The 20,310-nt window shown below is 32.5% G+C and carries 16 protein-coding genes and 1 tRNA gene; 11 read left to right on the forward strand and 6 right to left on the reverse strand.

What is annotated here, in order from left to right; translation table 11 throughout:
- Positions 1-118 precede the first annotated feature (118 nt).
- Complete coding sequence (locus ACQH1W_RS03480; protein WP_341748486.1) at positions 119-886, reverse strand: NAD kinase; 768 nt, start codon at positions 884-886, stop codon at positions 119-121.
- Positions 877-1,545: a phosphatase PAP2 family protein gene (locus ACQH1W_RS03485; protein WP_425361190.1), complete on the reverse strand. Its 669-nt coding sequence runs from the start codon at positions 1,543-1,545 to the stop codon at positions 877-879. The genes ACQH1W_RS03480 and ACQH1W_RS03485 overlap by 10 nt, the downstream gene beginning before the upstream one ends.
- A gap of 63 nt (positions 1,546-1,608) precedes the next feature.
- Between ACQH1W_RS03485 and ACQH1W_RS03490 the strand changes: the two genes are divergently transcribed.
- Together ACQH1W_RS03490 and ACQH1W_RS03495 are read left to right on the forward strand one after the other, a co-directional pair.
- Positions 1,609-3,282 (forward strand): ribonuclease J, encoded by a 1,674-nt coding sequence (locus ACQH1W_RS03490; RefSeq protein ID WP_425361191.1) that lies wholly within the window; start codon positions 1,609-1,611, stop codon positions 3,280-3,282.
- Between the two features lie 57 nt (positions 3,283-3,339).
- A complete protein-coding gene (locus ACQH1W_RS03495) occupies positions 3,340-4,662 on the forward strand; it encodes a hypothetical protein (RefSeq protein ID WP_425361192.1) in 1,323 nt (440 codons plus the stop codon).
- A gap of 335 nt (positions 4,663-4,997) precedes the next feature.
- On the opposite strand, the gene tsaB is transcribed toward ACQH1W_RS03495, so the two are convergent.
- Positions 4,998-5,675 carry a tRNA (adenosine(37)-N6)-threonylcarbamoyltransferase complex dimerization subunit type 1 TsaB gene (gene tsaB / locus ACQH1W_RS03500; RefSeq protein ID WP_375333010.1) on the reverse strand — a complete coding sequence of 226 codons (678 nt, stop codon included), beginning with the start codon at positions 5,673-5,675 and terminating at the stop codon, positions 4,998-5,000.
- Between the two features lie 53 nt (positions 5,676-5,728).
- Here tsaB and ACQH1W_RS03505 point away from each other — a divergent pair, with 53 nt between their 5' ends.
- Positions 5,729-7,141 (forward strand): phosphomannomutase/phosphoglucomutase, encoded by a 1,413-nt coding sequence (locus ACQH1W_RS03505; RefSeq protein WP_375333009.1) that lies wholly within the window; start codon positions 5,729-5,731, stop codon positions 7,139-7,141.
- Between the two features lie 111 nt (positions 7,142-7,252).
- Here the strand turns inward: ACQH1W_RS03505 and ACQH1W_RS03510 are convergent, their stop codons facing one another.
- Positions 7,253-7,852, reverse strand: coding sequence for a bifunctional (p)ppGpp synthetase/guanosine-3',5'-bis(diphosphate) 3'-pyrophosphohydrolase (locus ACQH1W_RS03510; protein ID WP_375333008.1), 600 nt, complete (start codon positions 7,850-7,852; stop codon positions 7,253-7,255).
- A 211-nt stretch (positions 7,853-8,063) separates the two neighbouring features.
- Here ACQH1W_RS03510 and ACQH1W_RS03515 point away from each other — a divergent pair, with 211 nt between their 5' ends.
- On the forward strand, positions 8,064-8,192 hold the full coding sequence (locus ACQH1W_RS03515; RefSeq protein ID WP_341762303.1) for a hypothetical protein: 129 nt from the start codon (positions 8,064-8,066) through the stop codon (positions 8,190-8,192).
- Positions 8,193-8,648: 456 nt separating this feature from the next.
- Positions 8,649-9,302, forward strand: a complete 654-nt coding sequence (locus ACQH1W_RS03520; RefSeq protein WP_341761044.1) for a queuosine precursor transporter — start codon at positions 8,649-8,651, stop codon at positions 9,300-9,302.
- A 343-nt stretch (positions 9,303-9,645) separates the two neighbouring features.
- On the opposite strand, the gene ACQH1W_RS03525 is transcribed toward ACQH1W_RS03520, so the two are convergent.
- Positions 9,646-9,720, reverse strand: a tRNA-Gln gene (locus tag ACQH1W_RS03525).
- Between the two features lie 236 nt (positions 9,721-9,956).
- Here ACQH1W_RS03525 and ACQH1W_RS03530 point away from each other — a divergent pair.
- The 5 genes from ACQH1W_RS03530 (at position 9,957) to ACQH1W_RS03550 (ending at position 15,058) form a co-directional block, all read left to right on the forward strand.
- Positions 9,957-10,658: a VirB8/TrbF family protein gene (locus tag ACQH1W_RS03530; protein ID WP_341762304.1), complete on the forward strand. Its 702-nt coding sequence runs from the start codon at positions 9,957-9,959 to the stop codon at positions 10,656-10,658.
- Positions 10,655-11,401: a P-type conjugative transfer protein VirB9 gene (gene virB9 / locus ACQH1W_RS03535; RefSeq protein ID WP_341762305.1), complete on the forward strand. Its 747-nt coding sequence runs from the start codon at positions 10,655-10,657 to the stop codon at positions 11,399-11,401. Before ACQH1W_RS03530 ends, virB9 begins: the two co-directional genes overlap by 4 nt.
- Before the next feature lie 237 nt (positions 11,402-11,638).
- Positions 11,639-11,995, forward strand: coding sequence for a Na+/H+ antiporter subunit C (locus ACQH1W_RS03540; protein ID WP_341763417.1), 357 nt, complete (start codon positions 11,639-11,641; stop codon positions 11,993-11,995).
- Entirely contained in the window at positions 11,992-13,506 is a 1,515-nt protein-coding gene (locus ACQH1W_RS03545) for a proton-conducting transporter membrane subunit (protein WP_410521684.1), read from the forward strand. The genes ACQH1W_RS03540 and ACQH1W_RS03545 overlap by 4 nt, the downstream gene beginning before the upstream one ends.
- A gap of 82 nt (positions 13,507-13,588) precedes the next feature.
- Entirely contained in the window at positions 13,589-15,058 is a 1,470-nt protein-coding gene (locus ACQH1W_RS03550) for a proton-conducting transporter membrane subunit (RefSeq protein WP_375333007.1), read from the forward strand.
- 106 nt (positions 15,059-15,164) lie between these two features.
- On the opposite strand, the gene ACQH1W_RS03555 is transcribed toward ACQH1W_RS03550, so the two are convergent.
- Complete coding sequence (locus ACQH1W_RS03555) at positions 15,165-17,270, reverse strand: hypothetical protein (RefSeq protein WP_425360923.1); 2,106 nt, start codon at positions 17,268-17,270, stop codon at positions 15,165-15,167.
- A gap of 864 nt (positions 17,271-18,134) precedes the next feature.
- Here ACQH1W_RS03555 and ACQH1W_RS03560 point away from each other — a divergent pair.
- Complete coding sequence (locus ACQH1W_RS03560) at positions 18,135-19,976, forward strand: AAA family ATPase (RefSeq protein ID WP_341762309.1); 1,842 nt, start codon at positions 18,135-18,137, stop codon at positions 19,974-19,976.
- Positions 19,977-20,310: the final 334 nt, after the last annotated feature.

The following is a 20,310-nucleotide window of genomic DNA, read 5'->3' on the forward strand; positions in this document are numbered from 1 at the left end:
AATAGACGTATAGGGAAACTGTATTTACTAACTTTTGACAGTTATGACCAAAGTGACTCCTCGCTAATAGCTCTAGGCTATTCTCCCTATAACTTTTAAATGTTATACGTAAGGTGAATTACTCATTAAATTGCTCTTTAATAATTCGATTTTCAAGGCTATTTTTTTTATCAAATAATAACTTTATCTTCTTGTTTTTTACAGATTTAATTAATACTGACTTAATATTATCAAACTCTTGAAAATCTGCAGCTGCATTTACTGGTCTTTTATTACTTTCTAAGATTTCAAACTTTATAGTAGTAGAAAATGGTAGTAACGCACCATGCCAGCGTCTTGGACGGAAAGGACAAATTGGTGTGAGGCATAATACGTTTGACTCAAGTGGCAAAATAGGACCTCCAGCAGATAAGTTGTACGCACTACTGCCAGCTGGGGTTGCAACCATTGCCCCATCGGCTACTAATTCACTCATACGCTCAACTTGATCAATTTCGATCTTGAATTTAGCAGCTTGGTTGGTTTTACGAAATATTGATACTTCATTAATAGCTAGGGCAGTATAGGTTTTATTGTCTATGCTTTCTGCTTGCATTTTTAAAGGGTATAAATGAGAAATTATAGATTCTTGTAAATTATCCATTAACTTTTCAACAATAACTGGATTCATTAAAAACCCAATGTTACCAGAATTAATTCCATAAAAAGAAACATCAAGATGCATATAACGATGTATCGCATGTAGTAATTCCCCGTCCCCTCCAACTACAACAATTATTTCTGCTTCTTCTACCTTACAAAACTTATAAACTAGTTCAAGCTGTCTAACTAGTCCTAATGATTTTGTAGAACTATTATAAACAATCGCAATTTTATTTAAATTAATTTTAGTTTTTGCCAACATAAATACAATAAATGATTAATTGTTAATATAACAACACAAGAAGCCAGTACATCACTTAAAAAATGCCCTCCCATTAATATACGACTTAGTCCAACTAATGTACTAAAAATCAATGTAATACTGTAAATTCTTGAGAAAAATATCAAAGGAGCAACATAAGCAAGATTAGTTAAGCTATACCCCATAGCTGCATGGCCTGATGAAAATGAGCAATTATGTAAACATTCATTAGAGATTGAGAAGGCTCTAGTAAAATTTTTTGTACCATTAAACTCTTTAATCTGCAGCGGACGGGCCCTACCAAAATTTTCTTTAAATATATAATTTACTAGTAGCCCAGAACCTATTGCTGTAGATAAAATTATATAAATGCTTCCTGAAATAATAAGCCTATTAAAAGTTTTGTACTTAACAATTAAGTAAAGTAGGTATAATAATATTACTATAGTCAGTAGTTTAGTTAATATGGGAATAACTTCAAATAATAATAGTACAATATTATTGTTACGATAGATAAATCCATTATTGCTGTCGTAGAATAATTTTGAGAAATCTATATCCAAATTAGGAAATAGTATAGTTAATAATAAAACTATACCAAAGGTGAATATACTAGTATAAACTAAATTAGTATTAATCATAGACTACAAGCCAAAAATAAGTTATAAAAGTATACTCAAACCCTACATAATATAGAAGTTAATATGTCATTCAACATTAAAAACCATAAAAATGATTTACTATTTTTACCACTTGGTGGTGCAAATGAAATAGGCATAAATGTCAATCTATATCATTATCAAGGAAAATGGTTGATGGTTGACTGCGGTAGCGGTTTTGCCGATGATTATTTACCAGGTGTTGACATGATAATTGCTGATATTAGCTTTATTGAACGCTATAAAAAAGATCTAGTAGGTTTAGTTCTAACTCACGCACATGAAGACCATTTGGGAGCAATCCAATATTTGTGGAGTAGCCTAGAATGTCCAATATATGCCACTACCTTTACAGCAAATTTTCTAAAACTTAGATTAGCAGAATATGATTTTGCTAAAACTATAAAAATTCATGAAGTAAAGCCTTCGGCAAAAATAAATCTTGATCCATTCCAACTAGAGATGATACCGCTAACCCACTCAGCTCCAGAAATGAAGGCGATTATGATACGTACACAAGCTGGCAATATTCTCCATACAGGAGACTGGAAATTTGATAATGATCCGGTACTTGGTAAGAAAGCTGATGAAGCTCTACTAAAATCTTATGGTGATGAAGGGGTTCTAGCTTTAGTCTGTGACTCAACTAATGTATTTAATGAAGGAACTTCTGGCTCGGAAGGAGACGTACGTAAAAGTTTAGTAGATATTATCGCAGGTTGTCCTCAGATGGTTGTGGTAACAACTTTTGCCTCAAATTTGGCTCGTCTTGAGACCCTAATTCACGCAGGTCAGATGGCAAAAAGAAAAGTTGTCCTATCGGGAAGAAGTTTGCATAGAATTTTGCTTGCAGCACAGGAAAGTGGTTATATGAAAGATATTGCCCCTTTGATCGATGAACGAGATATAGCAAGATTTAAAAGGCAAGAACTTTTAGTTATTGCTACTGGTTGCCAAGGTGAGCCTCTAGCAGCTACTGCAAAAATGGCAAATAATAGTCACCATAGTATAAAGTTAGCTCCTAAAGATACAATTATATTTTCTTCAAAAATTATTCCCGGCAATGAAAAGAAAATTTTCCGTATGTTTAATATTTTTGTAAGGTCAGGAGTTGAAGTGATAACTGAACGAGATCACTTTGTACATGTTTCTGGGCATCCAGCAATTGACGAACTCAAACACATGTACTCTCTAATTAGACCTCAGATTTGTGTACCAGTGCATGGTGAGCCGGTACATATACATGAGCAAGCAAAATTAGCTCGTAAAAATGGTATAAAACACGCTATTGAGGTAGAAAATGGTAGCTTATTATTACTTGATCCTCATAATCCTCGTATTTTATCCAAGGTAACAACAGGTTATTTGGCTGTTGACGGCAATTATCTTTTACCAGCAGAATCATCAATTTTTAGAACTCGTAGGCGTATGCGTGATGCTGGTATAGTAGTGGCAAGTTTGGTAATAAATAAAAATGGTAGCCTTAGTTGCAGCCCTATTTTATCTATGCCGGGGCTTCTTGACTCTGACGATGATGCACAGCTAATTAATATGATTAAAGATGATATTACTGAAACGATAGAAATTCAGAAAAAATCAAAAGGTAGCATTCTCAATGAACAGATTGAGAATGCTGTAAGGTCAGCTATTCGTAAAACATTGAAACATGAGATAAGTAAATCACCCATTATCATAGTCAATGTGGAAAAAGCTTATTGAAAACTAGTTTATTAATCTAGTTTATTGAATGCAAGTTAACTAAGGAGATATTATATTATGAAATCACATAGTTTTACATCTGATGATGCTGCACAAAATATAGATAAAGACTTACAATATATAGCAGAGTCCTTTGATCCTAAACATGACAAAGATTATCAAAAAAATCCTAGGTCTAGTGAAAAACAGGTTAACAAGGATATAGAACGTGGTGTCTTTTATCTTGAAACCCAAGATGGACAGCTAGTAGACTTACTAGCTAAGTGTAAGTCATCCAAAGGTCAGGACCATAAGGTAACTTATCAAGATATGCATGATATATTAACAAAGGATTATCATTTATCAAAAACACAAACAGAATATATTTTAGCTGCAAATCACCAAGGTAGTATAGCTGGTGCTATAGTTGGATTCTCTAAGTTGCAACTAAAAGCATTTGATAACTATGGATATGATCCTGGGAGTGAATGGCTAAGAAATGGTAGTATGTCCAAGATCACTATAGATAAAGATCATAACGTATCATATATCGGTGGACAAAATATCATGTTTGATTGTAGTATGGATGCTTTCTTGTCAGATAGTGACCTTAGGAAGATGATGGGTACAGAATTTAATAGCCAAGATTATATGGCTGTAAATATTACCGCTACGTTAGGAAAAGCAGGAGATTCTGAATTAACACCGCAAGTAGTAATTGATGTAGCTGGCACTGGTAAGATTGCTGATCGATTTATTAGTGATATACAAGCAATCCAAACAAATTGTAAGAAAAAAGACCCTCAAGCAATTATTGATAGTAATAAGGCTTTATCGACAGAGTTATTAACTGTTCCTCTTAATGAGCAACAATATAAAACAGATATGAAAGAAAGAGTTGCAAAAATCATATCAGATGAAGAAGTAAAGCCGCAAACAATAAGCACATTTAAAAAAGCAAATGGTGCTACAGAGGCTTTATCTGACATATTGATAGAGCGAATTGATCAAGCAATCAAAACTCAAAAAGATACAAAGACAGGGAAATTAAGTTCACAGTCCATTAATGACATTGCTAAAAAAGCTGCGGAACAGTTAAATAAGTTTATCGATAATCCAAATAAATATACAGTAAAGAAATTTACTAAGCAATTAGTAAACGATCGAGCTGAATCATCGAATACGATAATACCAAGGAAAAATTTTATTAAAAGAATTTGTGAATATTTAAAAGACAAATGGCATGGATATTCTGATGACAAGAGCAAACTACCATTGGCTGAACAATTGAAGAATGAAGCAAAATTTGTCGGGCAAAAAGCAAAATCACATATGTCATCTAAAGCACCAACGTCACCACCTCCACATAATGAAAAGACGAAAGCTAAAGGAAGAGGTTAAGAAATTTTTAATAGACTTCTTGTATACTGCTATGATTTCAAGAGTTGAGTAGACGATAGTATAACTTCAAGAAGAGCTAGGCAGTAGCAAAGTCGAGCGGCGTAGCGTATATGAGTAACGGAGCAGCACAGATATTTAGTCGCGGGAACACCAATTCTTGAAGTTCACCGAGTATACTGCTCGTAAACGAAGAGTTGATAGACGAAGATCAAAATCATGATAGTAGCAGGAGTCAAAGGGTCGAGGTGCTAGGCGTACATTTAGTACGTGGCTACCTACGATCCCTGAAGACGACAACGCAATTCTTGATTTTCATCGAGTATATAGTAGTAGAATTATGTAAGAACTCTAATCTTTGCATCAGCTGGTCTAATATATAACGGCTCTATGGAGTTAGAGAAATTGTGCTTCCTTATTTTATCGGCTATATATTTACATATATGCAGTGCCTTAACTCTAGTAAAACGAGGTAAAATTGTTAAATTTTTTATATCCCTAATCTTGTCGTATATCATCTCTACCCCGCTACCTGCACAGACATTAATAGTAGCATCTTCTGTATTTAATAACTCCACAGCTTGGTCATAATTTATCAGTGAAGGAATAGAAGCTTGTTCATTTTGGTCAAAAACTTGGCTATATAATTGCCCTCTATATGCATTGAGAAAAATAAAAATTTTATTATAATTTTTTACTTGCCTGCTAGCCATCCACCAAGAAAACTCAAAATTAGATATAGTACTGCCTATTATATCTGTACTTAGCAACAAGCCTTTTGCCACTGATAGCCCTATTCTAATGCCTGTAAAACTGCCAGGACCGTTTGTAACGGTCAAATAATTTAAGTCATGATAAGAAAGCTTTGCTATTTTCAATGCTTCTTCAATCATTGGCACTATAGTTTCAGCTTGCATAGAAGACCTTAATTCCTCAATATAGGCTAGAATAACCTGATCTTCAGAGATTGCAACAGATGCACTATTATTTGCCGTATCAAATGCTAAAATTTTCATTTATAATATAATCAATATTTCAAGTTTTGTAAGTATACTCAATTATAATAACAATGGAAATAAATAGAACAATTTTTAGACTGTACGACATTCGTGGCAGCAGTCTAATAGATATTAATCCAACTATTGCTTATAAAATTGGCTTTTGTTTTACCAAAATGCATATATCCAAGCAAGGGAACGAAATATTTATAGGACGTGATGGTAGATTAAGCTCCCCTGCCCTTTACCATGCTTTGGTTAATGGCATTATTTCAGCTAAGGGGAAGGTTAGCTCAATAGGTATTGTCCCCTCCCCTGTTTTATATTTTGCTGATAAAATATTTAAGCCACAAGCTAGCATAATGATAACAGGATCCCATAACCACAAAGATGATAATGGCTTTAAGTTGTTATCACAAGGCAAGCCTTTTTTCGACCAACAAATACAAGATTTACTGAATAATATTCTAAGCCAAGATTGGTCCACCAATCTTATTATACCAAAAAAATTTCTAGCACTAAGTAATATACGCAATTTAAATGTTACCGATAAATATCTAGATAGGATTTTGCAAGAAATAACTATAGATCCTCAAATAAAAGTCGCATGGGATCCTGCCAATGGCGCGGCTGGCAATATTATTGACTTATTAGCATTAAGATTACCTAACAAAAATATCGTTATAAACTCGCAAATTGATGGTAATTTTCCTAGTCACCACCCAGATCCAACTATTCCCAAGAATCTAGAACAACTAATAGAGATAGTTAAGATTCAGGATTGCGATATTGGTATTGCATTCGATGGGGATGGAGATCGTATAGGCATTGTAAGTAAGAAAGGACGAATAATTTTAGGCGACCAAATCCTTGGTATATTAGCAAAGGATGTAATTGATCAAAATCCAAATGCAACTATTATAATGGATATCAAATCAAGCAGTAGCATATTTAATCAGATTAAGTCATATGGCGGAAACGTGATAATGTGGAAAACAGGCCATTCATTTATCAAAGATAAGATGCAAACAACTAAGGCGTTACTTGGCGGTGAAACTAGTGGTCATATATTTTTTGCTGATAAATATTACGGATATGATGATGCAATTTATGCCGCCCTACGGTTTGTTGATTTATTATCAAGGTCAAAAAAAACTTTGGACGATATGATAGATGAGTTACCTAAATGTTATAGTACCCCTGAAATTAAGATTTCTGTACCAGATAACCTTAAATTTGATATTATTCAGCAAATAAAAGAGGATTTAAACAGCAGAAATATTAGTTTCAACGATATTGATGGTATAAGGGTTGACTCACATAATATGCCCAATAAATTTCAAGGGTATGCATGGTGGTTACTAAGAGCTTCGAATACTGAAGCTAAAATTATTGCTAGATATGAATCAGATAGTTTGGAAGAACTAAATAGTATAAAATTAGAGCTTTCATCTTTACTAGCCAAATATGGTTTGAAGCTATAGCTAACCCAAAAAAATTTTAGCATATACCCCAATTCGGGATAAGAATTAGTTAATTCTTATCCCGAATTCGCGTTAAGCACATATTTTAGTTACTCAATAACACTATGCACTTCATACTTTACGCAAGTTGTCTTGATAAATACGATAAAGATTTATAATTGTTTGCTCATAATCAATAAGTTCTTGTATAGTCCAATTAAAATGGGTAAAGATGTCGTACGCTTTATTTAGCTCAGTATTAATATCAGCTACATTCAATATACCAGTAGGCAGTAACTCTCTTATCTTTACTGCCTGCGTCTTTTTATATTCATCGTGATTTGCTGTACCAAATTCTGCTATATCATGCATCTCATTGGTTCGTACCTGCATTTCCACATCACGTCTAGGGTTGCCGACACTCGTAACAATATGCAAGGAACGATAACCATTATCTTTAGGATAATCAATATAGTTCTTTTTCTCTGTTGTTTTAACAGAATAGATGCCACAGATAATGTCCAACACTTTATAACAATATTCTAGCTTATCAACTATAAATCTAAAAGCCACTAGATCCGTTAATTCGTTAGTCTTTAGTATCATCTTATTTAAGGCAGAACAAGGGTCTTTTAATCTATAATATGTTGTTGCTGCTATATCATTTTCACTTAGCTTAGTACTAATAATATCAGCTATTTTACGTAAATCGTTAGTATCTTGAGATTGCATATTTGATATTCTAGTTGTAGTGAATTTGTTTTTAAAATAATATTATGGTAGTCTTTGATGCTAACAAATAAAAATAAGCTTGTCAATTGCTAGAAAATCATTTATTGAACAAGTATATAGGCAATTATACCTACTAAGAGTAAACATATACAACCTAATGTGTTTGGTACTCAAGCCTAGCAAACAAAAAAACTCATAATAAATTATTACAATGGCTACAAAGAAGCCGAAGCATGATGAAGTTGTTAAAGCAGCCACAGAATCTCGACCTGCAGCGGACGATGATGTACGTGAGGAGCAGAGTACCGGAAGCATGAATAAATTACCAGCAGAAGTATAGTTTTGCAAGATATCTAATAGACTTCTTTCGAAACTCGCTTATGCTGAGGGATTTGAAGGAGACGCGGAACGCAGAACCGCAGCGTACTCTAATGTACGTGAGGATTCGAGTACCGCATCGACGTACAAATCACCAGCAGAAGTAGAGTTTCGAAAGAAGTCTAATGAACTAACCTTAATTACGGGACTTATACCATTTCCGAAAACTAATCATCACGTCGTCGTACTTTATGATCTCCACTCCTCACGTACTAATGTACGCTGTGCTCCTCGGCTTGAACACTCCTAGCACTTGTTGATTTTGATTCTATCGTCTACCAACTCTTCATTTACAAGCAGTATAATACAACAAGCTTTACCATATATAAATAATTTTATAAGTTGAATTTTAGGTAAACTTATTTATTTTAAATTATAGTTTTTACTCAAAATATTCTTAATTTATGATTCCAAAAACATGACCATAGATGAAAAAATTTATATTACTATATGCGTATTATTTGCAATTCTCATTGTAATAGGTAATTTAATATATCAAAAGTTTGTTTTCTTACCAATATTACCTTTTTATACTTTTGAACTTTCTGTAGGCGCGATAACATACCCATTAACATTTTTACTTACTGATTTAATTGTTGAATTTTATGGGAAAACCAAAGCTAATTTCTGTGTTAAACTTGCACTAGCTATGAATATAATTGTTGTATTAATTATAGCAATAATGGATAGGTTAAATGCCACAGAATGGTCTAAAATCGATAATATAACTTTTCATAAGGTTTTTGGGTTATATAGTATTGCTTTCATAGGCTCAATTATTGCCTGTTACACTGCTCAACTTATTGATATTACAATTTATTTATGGATACGTAAAGTCACTCATGGTAGATGGCTATGGCTTAGGAACAATGGCAGTACAGCAATTTCGCTATTTATAGATACTTGTATTGTTATTAGCTTCATGAGTATATTTGGAGTGCTACCAATAGATCGTATGTGGTCACTTATAGTGAACAGCTATTCATTTAAACTTTTCTTCACAATATGTAGTACTCCTTTATTTTACATAGGAGTTAGCATAATAAAATATGTTACTAAATATAAAAGTTAATTTTTTTATTCCCCTATAAATTGTTCTCGTATCTCACACAAGTCATTTTTTACTTACATCTATCAATAACATTCTAAAATGACCAATATTTATAACATAACCTTGTATGGATCTCCCGTAAAATGCAAGAAAAAACGCATATTCCTAGTTAGAATTTCTTGCATATTCTTTGTTTACCTAAAGAAATAACATACAAAGATCGAAAGCAAGCTAGATTCATTAATTGATTTAAGACTTGGTGGTGAAGTTAGTAAAGAAGAACCTCAAACTAAACGGTCAGAAGCTAGACTATACCTTGCGTCCACCGTTTGACGCATTCGTAAAATGCACTAAAATCGGAGAATGGCTGGGGCGGATGGATTCGAACCACCGAATGACGATACCAAAAACCGTTGCCTTACCACTTGGCTACGCCCCATCATTAAATACTAGTGTATAAGTGTACACTTAGTATACACAGAGCTTATAACAACAAACATTTCTTGAGTCAAATACTCTTTTTAATTTGACTATTCTTAATACGATTTTTATTGGTATTGTAGACACAAAATTAGCTTTTTGAACAGGCTAAAAGAATAATTTTTATAAAAAATTATAACATCTTTTCTAATATGTGTTAGAATCCGATATAGGTAAGCAATTATTTTAAAGCTAATGGATAAGGTGTTAAGTTCTGTTCAAGAATATATTAAGTCTGGTGAATATTTTGTTGATGCTAAAAGATGGTATAATTTTAAATATATATATCCACTTGTACACAGAACATTTTTGTTGATATTTAGTGTAGTTCTTTTTGTATTATTTCTAAGTGTGGTGATTAATTTTGAGACTTTATTACCAGTAAAGCGTCAGGTGAGATACGCAATTAGTGCTAAATCCCTTAAAAGTGCAACAATAACTAACGCTAATCATATTAAGCATAATGCAATTAATTCTATTGCAGATATTATGATTAGAAATTACGTTATACATAGAGAATCATATGACTATGATTTACTTCGTCCTCAGTATATATTTATGCAGAATAACTCTACGCGTATAATATTTAGACAATTTGCCAATTTTATGAATATTGACAATCCATTGTCTCCAGTTATGCGTTACCAAAAGTCCTTAAAGCGTTCTGTTAATATATCATCAGTGGTTTATCATAAAAATAATAAGGCTGAAGTTACATTTACATCTTTGGCAAAAAACGCTTCTAATGATATTTTAGAAAATATGGTGTGGCAAGCTACAATAAATTTTGAAATAGATGCAATTAATATACATCTACCGCCTAACTCAAGATTTAATTTTGCTGTCACTGGTTACAAACTTAAGTTAATAGAAGATAAAAGTAAAAAAATAAGATGAAGCAACTAATAATATTTTTTGTAGTAGTATTTTTTGTAAATACTGCGTTAGCCGTTAGGGAATCTAGACCAATGCCGATTGATAGTAGAATTAGGGTAATGGTTTATAGTCCTGATGATGTATTTAAGTTTACTGGATATTATGGTTATCAGGCTAGTATAGAGCTAGCAAAAGATGAAGAAATAGTTAGTATTTCCATGGGAGACACCACTTCTTGGCAAATAGTACCAGCGGGTCATAGGATCTTCATTAAACCGATGGAACAAGATGCTACAACTAACATGACGCTTATTACTAATAAGCGAACTTACTTTTTTGAACTATATGCTACAGAAGCCTTAGATATGAGAGATCCAGATATGGTTTTTAATTTAAGGTTTATTTATCCTGATGATGAGAATTCTGGAGATCACTTACAAAATTACGTTACATCTTCAGCTAACCTTGATTTATCGCATCCTGAAAAATATAATTTTAATTATTCCATAAGTGGTAATGAATCGATTGCACCAATTAAAATTTTTGATGATGGAGTGTATACTTACCTACAATTCAGAGATAAAAATGCTGAGTTACCAGCTATTTTTGCAGTTGATGAAGCTCTTAGAGAGTCGATGGTAAATTATAGACTCTCACAAGATAACGCTAATATGGTGATTATTGAACAAGTATTTCACAAGCTGTCAATACGTCATGGTAAAAAAATAGTATGTGTGTTTAATGAAGCATTTAAGCCGTATTAAACTTATAGCTAAATAGTTAACCTGATTAACATTTAGCCATAGTGAACCGGTGTCATTGCGAAGAAACGTGAGTCGACGAAGCAATCCATTTTTGGTTACTTTTATGGATTGCTTCGTCGCTACTAAACTAGCTTCTCGCAATGACGTTTGTGAATTTGGTGTAATGTTATTCGGGTTAACTATATGCAGGAAGTCTATTAATTAAGTTAAGTAATAATGTTTTTAGAAACTATATATATCTCAAAAATTTTATATTTTTTTACACTGTTAGTATTAGTTAGTGGTTTATTTATAATGTTAACTAGTGATAATTATGTTCGTAAAATTATTGGGCTTAGTGTAATGCAAAGTTCGGTGCTAATTTTTTACCTTATGCTTGGTAAGGTAAATGGAGGTATTGTACCAATTGAACGTACAATACTACATAGCTATTCAAGTCCACTCCCTCAGGTGTTAATGCTCACGGCTATTGTTGTTGGGTTTGCTACTTTATCATTGGGTCTTAGCTTGATTTACCGTATTTCTAAGCAATTTAATACTATATCAGAAGGTGAGATTAATTTTAGCGAAACGACTAATGATCGAAGTGAATGACATTAATTAAACATTTTCCCGCTCTGCAAGTATTGCTACCATTTTTTGGAGCGTTATTCTCAATACTCACTTTTCGCTATAGGCTAGCTACTCGAATTATAGCAGTTATATCGATTGCACTAAGTTTATTTTTAAGTATTTACGGTTTATCTGTAATTAATAAAGAGGGCGTATCATATAATTTTGGTGATTGGCATGCCCCTATAGGTATTGAATATCGGCTAGACTATCTGAACCAACCTATAATTATCTATATTAATTGCGTATTATTATTTTTTCTAATCTTTTGTAACAAATTGGTTACAAATACCATACTTAGATTTCTTGATAGAAAAAGACAATCGTTATTTTATGCAGTTTTATTATTTGCCCATAGCGGCTATCTTGGTATTGTAAGTACTAATGACCTCTTTAATCTTTATGTATTCATTGAAATATCTTCATTAAGTAGCTATGTATTAATGGCACAGGGCAATAATCCTAGGGCTGTTATCGGTGCTTTCGATTATCTTATGCTTGGTACTGTCGGGGCTACTTTGATATTAATAGGCATTGGATTTTTATTAAGCAGCACAGGCAGCCTTAATATGTTAGATGTTTCAGATATCTTGCAAAATTCTACTTCTGCTGGTAATTTGGATGTCGCTCCGGTTCTGCGTTCCGTGGCTCCTTTAAATTCCTCAGCAGAAGCGAATTTTGCAAGATATCTAATGCTTCTTAAGACGCATTATGACTCCAAAATAGTGATGCTAGGCATTAGTTTTTTTCTCATTGGCTCTATACTAAAAACAGCTTTTTTTCCTATGCATTTTTGGATGATCAGGACCTATAGTTCAGCTGCTCCTGTTATTCTGACATATCTTGCTAGTATATCCAGTATAATTGGTATTTATATAATCTTGAGGTTCATTCATTTTACTATTGATTACAATGTGATCATTAAGTATCTATCACATTTTATCAGCTTAATCGCTTTGGCAACTATTATTTTATGTACATATTTTGCTTGCAGAAGCCAAAGAGTCAGAAATATTGTTATATATTCTTCGGCGGTGCAAATTGGTTATATGTTTTTGCTTTTAGTTATTCCTAGAGGTGAACCACTGTTATTTCCCTTTTTGTTTGCTGATAGCCTTAACAAGATCGCTTTATTTCTGATCATTGCTTATTCTGATATTTCGAAACCGTTTAGTATGTTATGGCGTGTTTTGGTAGTTTTTAGTCTAATTTACAGCTGTGGTTTGCCAATAAGTAGCATGTTTTTCATTAAGATTAGTATTTTCGAGTTGTTGATTGTTGAAAATATGTGGTTAGAGTTTGTTATTGTTGTCATAAGTTCTGCTATGTCGTTACTTTATCATTATAAAATTGCCAGAAAACTATGTTGGGATCACTACGATTATACACAATTAAAATCGAACACTAAGTATTGTGGACTAATTTTTATTAGTATAATGCAATTTTTTCTACCAATATTCTTACCTTTTTTAGGAGTCATGAAAACGATATGAGATATAGTGCTTCCATTGCTTGCAGACACAATATCGGGAAAAGTGCAAATACCCCTGAGTTACAGACACTCGGAGAGCAGTAATGTATTCTGCTATTACCCCTAGTTTTTTGATTTTATCGACTTTACTGCTAGCTATCCTAAATTTAGTAGTTCCCCTTATCAGTAATAGTAATAATAACACCCGTAACTCTTTATTAATTACTATTAGCAGCTTCTTTTTTGTCAATATTTTAATTATTGACTGGTTGTTTCTGAAAGGCGTAAAAGCAAATCTGTCAATAAACATATATGGTAATTTTTCTATAGGGCTGCATTTAGAAGCACTCAGTCTCATTTTTTTAACTTTGCTGAGCTTTTTATGGATTTGTGCTTTAATTTATACAACCAAATATTTGGCAATCAATAATATCGATAATTCAAGTCGTTTTCTATTCTTCCTTAATCTAAGTGTGTTATTTGGCGGGATGGCAGCATTATCTTCAAATCTTTTTACTATGTTTATTTTTTATGAACTATTAACATTATCAACTGCTCCACTAATTGGTCACAGTGGTGGAGATAAAGTTATGGCAGGGGTTTATAAATATTTAAAAATATTAATGATTTCAGGGACATTACTATTCTTGCCAGCACTAATAATTATTTATGCTAAAGCAGGTCATGGAGATTTTACATCGCAAGGTTTTATCAAGTATTATTTCTCCAAGAATCAAACAATAATTTTGTTATTAATGTTTATTTTTGGTATATCAAAAGCAGCTTTATTTCCTGTACATCAATGGTTACCAGCCGCGATGGTAGCACATTACCCAGTAAGTGCCTTACTACATGCTGTGGTAGTTGTTAAAACTGGACTTTTTTGCATTTATAAAATTCTGATGTATATTTTTGGTCTTAAATATTTACAATCTCTTTTTGTAGAACTTAACTGGGTTATTTTCTTACCAATTATAACTATAATTTATAGTTCTTTTAAAGCGTTAAAGAGTGATAATATTAAGAAGATATTAGCCTATTCTACCATTAACCAATTATCTATAGCTTTACTTAGTAGCTTCATGTTTACATCAAAATCTATGGGAGCTGCTATCCTACATTTATGTTCACATTCATTTACTAAAATCTGTTTATTTTATGGAATGGGAAGTATTTATAGCTTAAAGAATACCAACCAAGTCTCTGATCTTATAGGTACTGCTAAAGAAATGCCCAAAACTAGCTTTATGGTACTCATTGCCAGTTTATCCTTAATAGGCATTCCTCCTTTTGGTGGTTTTATTAGTAAATTTTATATTATGTTAGCTGCTGCAGAACAAAATCAAATATTAGTTATGGTAGTACTAGCTTTAAGTACGCTATTCTCTGCACTGTATTTAGCAAAGCTGATAATATTTATTTATAAGCCTATTGATAATAATTCTAAAATATTCTCTATAGAAAATAAATTGCCTAATTCTATGCTATTGAGTTTAGTTATATGCTCGTGCATGGTGGTATTATTTTATTTTATACAAATTTTTATTAAGAAGTTTTTTGTATTTATAACTTGAATTCGATGGAGCGAAGCCTATAGATAAAATGAAACTACAAACCAAGCTTAAATACTTGCTAGATCCCCGCTTTCGCGGGGATGGCATCAAAAGTGAAAAATGACTTTTAAATTCCCTCTTCCCCTAATAAATTTATTGTATAATCATCGTGATCGTAATAATAACCTGCATTATGACCTACATCTTCGTTTAAATAGCCTGCATTACCGTTGTGATCATATCTTTCTTTATATGAAATAGTAGCAGTAAATATTTTATTTACAAGATTGAACTCATCATCTGAGTAATTTGATAGTAATGCCGTTGATAATTCTGCGTTAAAAGTTTGTTCATCACTGTTTGGATTGTTAAGAAACTCATTTATCTTTTTTACAACTCTATCGACCTGTGAGTAACCTAGATTTAACTCTTGCAGTTGCTTGAATACTAGTTTTGTATTAGGGTAATCTTTCAACAATTGCTGGATTTTTGCTTGTTCGGCAACTTGCTCTGCCTGTAGTTTGTTTGTTGCTACCCTTGCCGCTATATTTGTTGTTGTTTCATTTGCATGTTGCCATGCTTTATAATCCATAGTGTACTCTCTTGCTTTTCCTGTATTTTTTAGTGCTTGGTATTTACAGAGTTCTTGCTCTATAAATATCTGTACCAGTGGCTCTTCGTTTATGCTAGACCAATCTAATGGCTTTCCTGAATTTAGGAATTGCATAATAGCCTTTTCTGTACTACTAGAAACTTTTAGGTCATTTTTTTCAAGTTCTAAAAGAAAATTTTCACGTACAATCGATTCGCCTGTGATAAGACTAATCAATTTCTGTCTGTTTGTACCCCAAATTCTATCGTTATCACAGATTTTATCCAAATTACTTTTTTGTGAAGGATCTTGATAATATTTCTTTAAAAGCAGTGTGCTGAAACTAGTTAATTCCGATAGATTGTTGTCTTTAAACCATTTTTTTACTTTTTCCACTTCTTCATCTAAATTACGTGGTTGAGTTATTGCAGCTTCTTGAGGCTTGCTTTGTGCTAGGCTTGTTCTAGCTTTTGGTACGAGCGGTTGTTGCAATTGTATACCAGCCATACCTGAAATCAATGGGGTTTCCTCTACAACAGGCTTTTGCTTCGGATGATGGAAAGATTGATCATTAAAACAGGAGTTTCTTAAGGAAATAATCTGTTGTGTAATCTTTGCTCTGTATTCTAGCATGCATTCACTGTCTATTATACTCTGAATACTACTAATATTACCATATGTATAATATTCTAAAAACTTAGATTCACAATGTTTTTTGAACTGATGTAAGTGAGCAGGTATTGGTCTAAATAAAAGTTTCATTTCTTTTAGAAAATAATTCGCTTGGGTGTGATCTAAACCATTAAAAGCATTACCCTGCTCAGCATTGAAGGTATCAAGCTGATTATTTCCTGCGTGAGCATCATTAAAATCACCACCAAATCTACCTTGCTCAACCCCACGCTTATAGATTGCCATAGTTCCAAACTCATCCTGTTCATTTAAATCATTATGCATTGGTCTTTGGGCTCGAGCATTGGATAAACTATCTAAGGCGTCTTCATCATCTCTGAAGTTATTGAACTGATGATTTCCTACGTGAGCGTCATTAAAACCACCAGCAAATCCACCGAGTGCAATCTCACGATTATAGATCGCCATAGTTCCAAACTCATCTTGTTCATTTAAACCATTATGCATTGGCACTTGGGGCTGAGCATTAGGTAAACTATTAAATGGTGCTAACACTAAATCTTCTGCTTCATAACCTAAATATTCTAAGACTTCATTTAACGCATTCTCACTATATATTTTTGGAGCATGACTCTTGTCTTGCTCAAATTTCTGCCATAAACTATTTATCAGTTCTTTTTTAATTTCTATAGCTTGTACGCTCCGTTCAACTTCTGTTTTTATTTGTTTTGCTGCATTTTTTGTTAGTGTAACTGATATGCCAAGTACATTGTCAAAAGTTACTGTTATTTCATTATTATTTTCCATCAATTCTAAAGCACGTTCAGTATCATAGTATCGTTGTGCATTTTTATACAATTCTTCGCTCTTCTGCCCAAACATTTGATTTCGTATTTCTTCTATCAACTTACTTAATATGTTAACATCATTACTATTAGGCTCCTGCTCCTCTAAATTATTAGTAAGTTTTAGGTATTGTTCAATATTGAAGTTTTTATTTTTTGCCATAATTTATAATATTTTAAAGTTATTTTTTTTATTTTGATAAACTAATATTACCGGTACAAACGGTTTTTATTAAAAATCCAGCACATTATATGAAGTATTTTAGAAATTGCAAGTATTTTTATTGAAATGTTGAACCAAGGCAGTTTAAAAGTCACAACTAATGATAGAAAATACTAAATTACAGAAACAAATAATTGTCATCGCAAGCCACAAAGTGGCACAACTGTTGAAAGTTTACAAATACCTATACCACAGTGTCTATTAGCGAGCGTAAGCGAAGCAATTGTAAGTTAAAAGTATGATAGAATAGATATTGAAGTCAATAGACTTCTTTCGAAACTCGCTTATGCTGAGGGATTTGAAGGAGACGCTTCACCTCGAACCGCAGCGTACTCTAATGTACGTGAGGATTCGAGTACCGCATCGACGTACAAATCACCAGCAGAAGTAGAGTTTCGAAAGAAGTCTACTGTATACCATGCAAACAATTTGAGCTAAATCACCAAAAAAAGCTAAAAAGGTAGTGTACTAGAGATGTCTGTCCTTTTGCATTCATCCTTGAAGCAATCTTTTTAGCAATTATAGAATTCATGCTATTTCTGCATTATATTACTTAGTGCTTTATAGTTTATGTGCTATACTTTATCGTATAACATGATTGATATAATTTTGATTATCTAGTATGGCTATTTCCCATTTTCTCAATCCAAAAAGATTGAACAAGCTGCAGAAACTAGCGGAGAGGAAAAGAAAAAATTGCTATAGCTAAAAATTTACTTAAAAAAATATGACATCTGAGCATATAGCTCTGATTACTAGTTGAAATATTAAAGAAATCAACAAACTACTAAAATATCAAGTAATATGATTAACAAACTTTCTGATATCAAGACAAATCTCAAGAACATTAATATTATTGAGAGTAGCAAGCCCCCTAGAATGAGGGTAGGTACTGATGACTTTAAAACATTATTGTTAAATAGCGATGTATTTATTGACAAAAGTCTAATGATCAAAGAATTCCTAGAAGATAGTGGAGATGTTATATTAATCACTCGACCAAGACGTTGGGGTAAAAGCCTTAATATGGACATGCTCAAGAAGTTTTTTGAAATAGAAGTGGATCAGGACGGCAAGCCTTTAGCACAAGAAAAGAGAGTAAATCATAAACTCTTTACTGGAGGCATAGTAGATTTAGGTATTAAAGGTAAAAGGACTCTAAAACCTTTAAAGATTAATAGTAATGAATACGCTATGGTTCAACAAGGTAATTATCCGGTTATTTCTATAAGTTTTAAGGATGTTAAGGGCAGCAGTTACCAAGAAATTGAAAACGGTATACGGAATCAGGTTATAAGATTGTTCTCTAACCATCGCTATTTAAAACACTATATAGCAGACAATAAGAATTTACTAGATGATGTACAAAAGGAAAAATTAAACCAATATTTTACAGGAAATCTTGATAAAGAAGACCTTAAGGATAGTTTAAGGTTTTTAAGTGAAATACTTTACAAACATTTTAACCAAAAAGCTTATATATTAATCGATGAATATGATACACCAATTAATAGTTCATACATTGAATTTGGCAATAAATCAAAAGAGTTTGATGATGTACTAAAGATATTCCGTGGGATGTTTGGCAGCAGCCTAAAAGGTAATACTTGTGTAGAAAGAGGAGTAATAACTGGCATATTAAGAATTGCTAAAGCTAATTTATTTTCTGATTTAAATAATGTTAGTGAATATACCTTACTTGATGATGATTTTTCTAAGTCTTATGGCTTTACCCAAATAGAAGTTGATGATTTATTGACTAAAGTACCTACCAAAACCAGTCATGAAGAGATTAAAGACTGGTATAATGGTTATACATTTGGTGGAGAGGTAATTTATAATCCATGGTCAATCATGCAATGTTTAGCACACAAAGGTAAGCTCGATCATTATTGGCTTGATAGTGGGGGAACAGCTTTAATAGATAAAATACTGCTATCCGATGAAATGCAAGAAGATTTACAGAGCTTAGCTGCCGGGAGAAGTATTATCTCACCTATTACCAAACAAATAAGTTTTGCTGATATCAATGAACCAATAGGATTACTCAGTTTATTACTGTTCAGTGGTTATTTAAACCCTACTGCCAAAATACCGGAAAAGAATGTTTATGAGCTATCTATCCCTAATTATGAAGTAAAATATATTTATGAAACAAGAGTTCTACAATGGGTAACTGATCAGCTAAAAATTGATAGTTCTAGATATTACTCTTTTATCAGTTTATTGCCAGCAGGTAAAGTAGAGGAATTTAAAGAGCGTTTACAAGAGTTGTTGGTAAATTCTACCAGTTTTTACCAAACAGGGGAGAAAAAGGCAGAATTATTTTATAGTGGCTTTATGCTAGGGCTTGTTAACATGTTAGCCCCTAGTTACATAATAGCAAGCGAACAAGAGTCAGGTCGTGGTAGAGCTGATATTATCATGATCCCCAAAGCTGGTAGAGAAGATAAAGCAATTATTATTGAGTATAAGATTGCTAAAAATGCAGAAGATTTGCTTTCAGTAGCCAAAATGGGCTTAAAGCAAATTATAGATAAACAATATGACACTAAGATAAGAGAACACAAACATGTCAAAAAGATCATTAAAATCTCTATGACCTTTTGTGGCAAAAAAGTAGTACTAGAATACCAAATTGATTAAGAAAAATATTACATACATAAATTCCTTACCCCTATTATTAAAATTTACTCTTTAGTTAGGTTATTTGGGGCTAACTATAAAAGCCCTGTTAAAGGCAGAGTTTTGTTATAATTAGCCTTTAAAGGGATTTGCAAAAATTCTAACCTAAACTGGTAAAAAGTTCGCAACGTACACCATGTGGCATCCTGCTGTAAAATTGCCCCCATGAGAATTGAAAATTAAAACTCTAAAAGCTTATATCTTAACTAGGTTTTAGTATGACTAGGTTAGGGCTTTAGTCACATTACAATTTTTTTTCAAAAGGGGTCAAATCTACACTTTAAAATTATTCAGG

Source organism: Candidatus Tisiphia endosymbiont of Stenodema calcarata, assembly GCF_964030695.1.
Taxonomy (GTDB): domain Bacteria; phylum Pseudomonadota; class Alphaproteobacteria; order Rickettsiales; family Rickettsiaceae; genus Tisiphia.